The organism is Yersinia sp. 2542 StPb PI (assembly GCF_048593855.1).
In the GTDB taxonomy this organism is placed as follows: Bacteria; Pseudomonadota; Gammaproteobacteria; order Enterobacterales; family Enterobacteriaceae; genus Yersinia; species Yersinia enterocolitica_E.
Window position 1 is genome coordinate 1 of the sequence record NZ_JAZGQA010000243.1, and the last position, 5,685, is coordinate 5,685.

The window sequence follows — 5,685 nt, forward strand, 5'->3', positions numbered from 1 at the left end:
GGGCATATAAACCATCGTGGCGAAGAGAAAATCTACCGGTACCGGCTGGGTTATCCTACTAATAGTCGTTTTAGGGCTGATTACAGGTATCCCAAGAGAAGTGTGGATTGCACTGAGTGCGGCTATCTTATGCATGTATTTTGTCTGGCAAAATCTTAAAGGGACGAAGCGGTCTGTCGCCTCATCTATTAGCGCGGACATGCAGAAAACTGCAGCGATACCTGATCTTGGCGATTATCCTATTACCCCTTCGCAGCTTGAACCCGAACATAGCATTGAAGGTAGCAGCGCAAATCAGACCCCATCAGTTGATGAAATCAAGAAACCCGCGACTAAAAAACCCGAGACCTCGCGAGGATCTTTAGCCCGCGCTTCCTGGTTACGTCCTGGCGAGTTGGCGGTTGTGGCTGGAATAAATTTACCCGATGGCATGATTTACATTGGTAATAAATACAAAAGTANTCGCACTGGTGCGGAACCTGCATTTATTAACCCATCGATGGATGTGGCAGAACAAGAAATAGATATCTCCTTGCCGCTGATTGATAATGCGCCTGATTACTCGACATGTTCGCCGCAAGCGAGAAGAGCTTATTTACAATGGCTTGCAGATGGGCGTAAATCACCTACTGCGCATATTGGTTACGTCTTCCTATTCTTCTATGGTTTGGAACATCGGATTTTAATCGATGCTGCAATTGATCCGGTAGCGAAAAAAGAACTTCCTATTCTTGAAGAAGAAATTAATCGCCTGCTAAATATTTATGGGAAAAATAACGCATTTAATCATTATGCGCAGAACTTGTTGGTTTATATATCTCGAGTGAATATAGAAGAGAAACTCTATCTCTCTCCCCCCCCATTAACCCGCGAGGCATCAACAGAACTTCCGTTGGCGCTACTGGTTGGTTTAGGGCAGTTGGCTGTTGACCAGCAACCTTTGCCTGCCGCCTGGGCGCTCGCCTGGGGCGAGGCTGATCCGGCGATAAATCAGAATATCTCAATGGCACATTGTGCTGATATTTTCTCCTCACTTTTTCAGCAGCGTTATCGTGAGCAGTATGGAGACGGATTTTTATTAACCATAAATAAAACCAAGCTACTGATATTTTATCGCCCTGCATCTGCGGGATTAATGGGGCAAGAGTTCTTTCAGCAGATGGGGGAACTGCCGAATGTGGCTGTGTGTAAAGCGCATAGGGATAAGCTGAGGCCAATATTTGAATCTTGCCAGCATGACCTGGATATCTATAACCGTTTTGCCAGTGTTAATCCAAAGAAAAAAATGTCACTGGAAGGGCAACTATTACTACCGATGCCGTTGTGGTCAGCAGCATTAAAAACAGAGTTAGAAAGTATCAAAGCGAGAGTGGGTTATGGTTTGTTGATGGTAACGCTGGATGAGCTTTTTCTTCGGCTCAGTACGGCGTGCGACACCAAGCCATTAGAGCGTTTATCCCGCAGTCAGGTTATGGCATTAACCTTTGCATTAGCATCACTGCAAGTGGGTATTGAACCTGATGTCAGAGCAGATAACCGCACACCTGTTTTGCAAGATACTGTGGCACTGTTCCCTATTGAGTCAATGGTGGCTGAATCTGCCACCTTTGCCGCATACCGCGTGACCATGCTTGCGGTGGAGTTGGCTTGCGCAGCGGTGATGATCGATGGGCGTATCGGTGAGCCAGAATCCATGATATTGACCCGACATATTGATGCCTGGGGTTATCTTAGCCCCGGTCAGCGTATGCGGTTGAAAGCTTATCTCCAACCCGGTATCAGGAAAAATAATACCCTACTGGCCCTGAAAAATAATCTTGAGCCGCTCTCGCTGGAGAACCGTCGGGCCATTGCTCGCTTTTTGGCACATTTGATTCAGGTAGAGGGAACCATTACGCCACCAGAAGTGAAATTTCTTGAACGGGTATATAAGCGTTTTGCCTTAGACAGCAAATTGGTTTATAGCGATCTTGATAGCCGTGCAACCCCGATGACACTGAGTCTGCCGTCTCAAGCCGCTGAAGTTATTAATGATACAGACCGTATTAATCTGTTAAAAAATGAAAGCCAGCAATTAGTGGTGTTGCTGGAGAGTCTGTTTGTCACTGAAAATACTGAGGTATCGACTCAGGAAGAGATTAATCCACAATCAATAACAGCAATTAGTGCTAATTTGCCCGATAGCATCGTGACTTTCTTGAAATTATTGATTTCCCGCGACTCTTGGGAAAGAGAAAAATTAGCAGATATCGCGTTAGATATGGAAATTAAAATTGACGACGCGCTGATTGAAATAAACCGCAAAGTATTGTCGGCGTTTGATGCCCCCTTAGTAACCGGTGAAGACGTTATCGCAATAAACCGTGATATATCGGCAGCACTATTAATATGATTAGCCAGGTATCGTCGCGGTGTAACTTGAGCTGAACGCTAATAGTCGCTACCATAGCGCGCCTAATAATGTCAGAGAGATAGTCGTGATGAAATACCAATGGATACTGTTCGATGCGGATGAGACACTATTTCACTTTGATGCATATCAAGGGTTAAAGCTGATGTTTTCTCGCTTTAATGTGGATTTTTCCGTGCAGGATTTCGATTATTATCAATTGGTTAATAAACCACTGTGGGTTGATTATCAAGATGGGAAAATATCCGCCAGCGAATTACAAAACACCCGTTTTGAGATGTGGGCAGAGAAACTGGGGGTGGCAGCTACCCGGTTGAACAGTGAGTTTTTAGTCGCCATGGCGGATATCTGTTCACTCCTACCGGGTGCCCGTGAGTTGGTTGATGCCTTGAGTGGTAAAGTGAATATGGGCATTATTACCAATGGTTTTACCGAGCTACAAACGATACGTTTGGAACGTACTGGTCTGAAAAATGTCTTTTCTCCGCTGATCATTTCTGAACAAGTCGGGGTGGCCAAACCGGATGTGGCTATATTTGAGCATGCTTTCAATTTAATGAATAACCCGGCCAAAGAGCATATTCTAATGGTGGGCGATAATCTGCATTCCGATATTCAGGGTGGTATTAATGCAGGGATAGATACTTGCTGGCTTAATATGCACGGCAGTGTACCGGATGATAATATTGCGCCTCGTTACCAAGTCAGTTCGCTGGCAGAGTTACAGAAATTACTCTTGGCCTAATTAACCTCTTATCTAATTTTAAAAGGCCGTTAACGGTATATTATCGATAACAGCCGGTTATCTATGCTCGTATATTAGTTGCAAGCTTGAAGGTCTGCCATCCAACGTAATTCAATGCTAGTGACAACGTCACCGTTGATTGGCAATTAAGTCTTCTACTTGGTCAAAAATAGGCATTTCAGGCCCGAAGCGGCGCACCTGGAGCACATCCTCCAGTTTCTCCAACTGGCTTATCATTTGCAGTAATCGCTGATCATCCAAGACTTGCAGCCAAATGCGACTTTCGTCACCGCCAGCCAACGGCATACATAAAATTCCCTCGACGTTAAATGCGCGCCGGGCAAATAACCCGCAAATATGGGACATCACCCCCGGGTGGTTGCGTACGGTGAGTAACAGTGTCACCTGCGCAGAAGTCGATAGGTTTGGTGTTGGTTGTCCTGCCATTTGTTGAGTCGTCATATTACTCCCCTCCAATCATATCGATATTTGCCGCACCCGGTGGCACCATCGGATACACTTTTTCATCCACATCAATCAGTGCGTGGATCAATACCGGGCCTGGTCGGTTTAAGGCTTCATGCAAGGCAGCATAAGGGTCGCTGGCTGTGTTGAGGTCACATGTGGAGAAACCAAACCCTTCTGCGATATGGATGAAGTTTGTGCGATACGGGTAGTCGGCTGCAAAAATACGTTTACCAAAGAACAGTTCCTGTTGCTGATGGACTAAACCCAATGATTGGTTATTCATCAAAATAATCTTAACGTTCAGCTGTTCTTCAGCGGCGGTCGCCATTTCCTGAATATTCATCATCAGGCTGCCGTCACCAGAAAAACACACTACTTTTGCCTCTGGTTTCGCCAGTGCTGCACCAATGGCAGCGGGCAGACCAAATCCCATGGTGCCCAGCCCGCCAGACGTTAACCACTGTCGCGGGCGATGCAACGGATAAGCCTGCGCTACCCACATCTGGTGTTGTCCCACATCAGTGGTAATGATGGTGTCATCATCCAGCGCTTCGGCCGCCGCGCGAATCAAACCATAGTGGCACAGTGGGTTGGTGCTGTTGGGTTGATTGAACGGAAATTCGCGCTGCATATCACTGACGGTTGAGCGCCATTCGCTGCGTGAACGAGTTTCAACTAAAGGCAACAGGTGGGTTAATACCTGCTTAATGTCGGCATTCATCGCCAGGTGTGGTCGGCGGATTTTGCCTAACTCAGCCGGGTCAATATCAATATGAATGATGCTGGCATCAGGGCAGAATTGTTCTGCTTTTCCGATAGCACGATCATCAAATCTCGCCCCAAGTACGATCAATAAATCAGCTTGTTGCATGATCAGATTGGTTGAGCGTGCTGCATGCATTCCCAACATTCCCAAGGATAATGGGTGGTCAACGGGCATGGTACCCAGTGCCATTAATGTCATGGTAGTTGGCAGTCCAGCCTGTTCAGCCAGTTGTATTGCTTGTTGGTGCGCCTGCGAACTGACGATTCCTCCCCCCAGATAGAGCACAGGCCGTGCCGCACGGTTGATCATTTGAGCGGCGTGCGCGATAGCTTGTGGGTCTATTGGGCAAGGCTCATCGGCAACGCCTGGTAGCGGCAAACTCTCAAGCTCAATTTCTGCTGTTTGCACATCTTTGGGAATATCAATCCATACCGGGCCGGGCCGCCCAGACTGGGCAATGCGAAATGCCGCTGGGATCACCCGGGGCAATTCGCTGATATCGCGAACCAGATAATTATGTTTGGTGATAGGTATCGATATGCCATAGGTATCAACCTCTTGAAAAGCATCGGTGCCAATCATTGAGGAGGAAACCTGACCTGTAATACACACGAGTGGAATAGAGTCGAGTTTGGCATCGGCAATTGCCGTGACCAGATTGGTTGCCCCAGGGCCGCTGGAGGCTAAGCAGACTGCGGTTTGGCCGGTGGCGCGGGCCATGCCTTGAGCCATAAAGCCAGCACCTTGTTCGTGTCGTGCCAGCACATGGCGAATAATACGGCTTTGCCCTAGAGCATCATACAACGGTAACGCTGCGCCGCCGGGAATGCCTGCGACCGTGGTAATACCTTGCTGCTCGAGCAAGCGAACTATTAATTGGGCGCCTGTATAACGCATGGTTATATCCTTCATCAGGGCCGGCGGTTAACAGAGTGGGGCTAAAAAGAAACCCCGCTCGGCTGGCGCCGGCGGGGTTTGGGAATCTTTCTGGATTCGGTACCCGTTACGGCGCGCTGCCGACCACCACCACTAGCACGCGTACGACTACCACTGCGTTAACATACGCAGTATTTTGTAGACTGAAGGTGGCAGTGGAATAGTTCACGAGGTATCTCATCAATAAGTGTAATAAGCCTTAAAAGATAAACACGATTCGCCAAAAGGCACAAGCAATCAGAATGATAACAATGCAAAAATCTGAGGCGGATCACAACGTTACTGGTGTGGCTGGACGCTGTAGTTAAATATTTTTTTGTTTAATTATTTGAAAATTAAGGTAATTAATAGATGTTTGGT

Annotated in this window: 5 protein-coding genes; 2 read left to right on the forward strand and 3 right to left on the reverse strand. The window is 47.3% G+C overall.

Going from position 1 to position 5,685, the window contains the following annotated elements; genetic code table 11:
* Positions 1 to 16: 16 nt before the first annotated feature.
* Both V1952_RS19655 and yjjG read left to right on the forward strand, forming a co-directional pair.
* Positions 17 to 2,392, forward strand: a complete 2,376-nt coding sequence (locus V1952_RS19655) for a TerB N-terminal domain-containing protein (RefSeq protein ID WP_420075372.1) — start codon at positions 17 to 19, stop codon at positions 2,390 to 2,392.
* Positions 2,393 to 2,480: 88 nt separating this feature from the next.
* A complete protein-coding gene (gene yjjG / locus V1952_RS19660; protein WP_083158814.1) occupies positions 2,481 to 3,155 on the forward strand; it encodes a pyrimidine 5'-nucleotidase in 675 nt (224 codons plus the stop codon).
* 129 nt (positions 3,156 to 3,284) lie between these two features.
* Here the strand turns inward: yjjG and ilvN are convergent, their stop codons facing one another.
* From ilvN to V1952_RS19675, 3 genes are all read right to left on the reverse strand, one after another.
* A complete protein-coding gene (gene ilvN, locus V1952_RS19665; protein ID WP_372559051.1) occupies positions 3,285 to 3,617 on the reverse strand; it encodes an acetolactate synthase small subunit in 333 nt (110 codons plus the stop codon).
* Between the two features lies 1 nt (position 3,618).
* Complete coding sequence (gene ilvB / locus V1952_RS19670) at positions 3,619 to 5,286, reverse strand: acetolactate synthase large subunit (RefSeq protein WP_193784659.1); 1,668 nt, start codon at positions 5,284 to 5,286, stop codon at positions 3,619 to 3,621.
* A 106-nt stretch (positions 5,287 to 5,392) separates the two neighbouring features.
* The gene (locus tag V1952_RS19675; protein ID WP_227746532.1) at positions 5,393 to 5,494 is read right to left on the reverse strand and encodes an ilvB operon leader peptide IvbL; all 102 of its coding nucleotides are present in this window, start codon (positions 5,492 to 5,494) and stop codon (positions 5,393 to 5,395) included.
* Between the last annotated feature and the right edge of the window lie 191 nt (positions 5,495 to 5,685).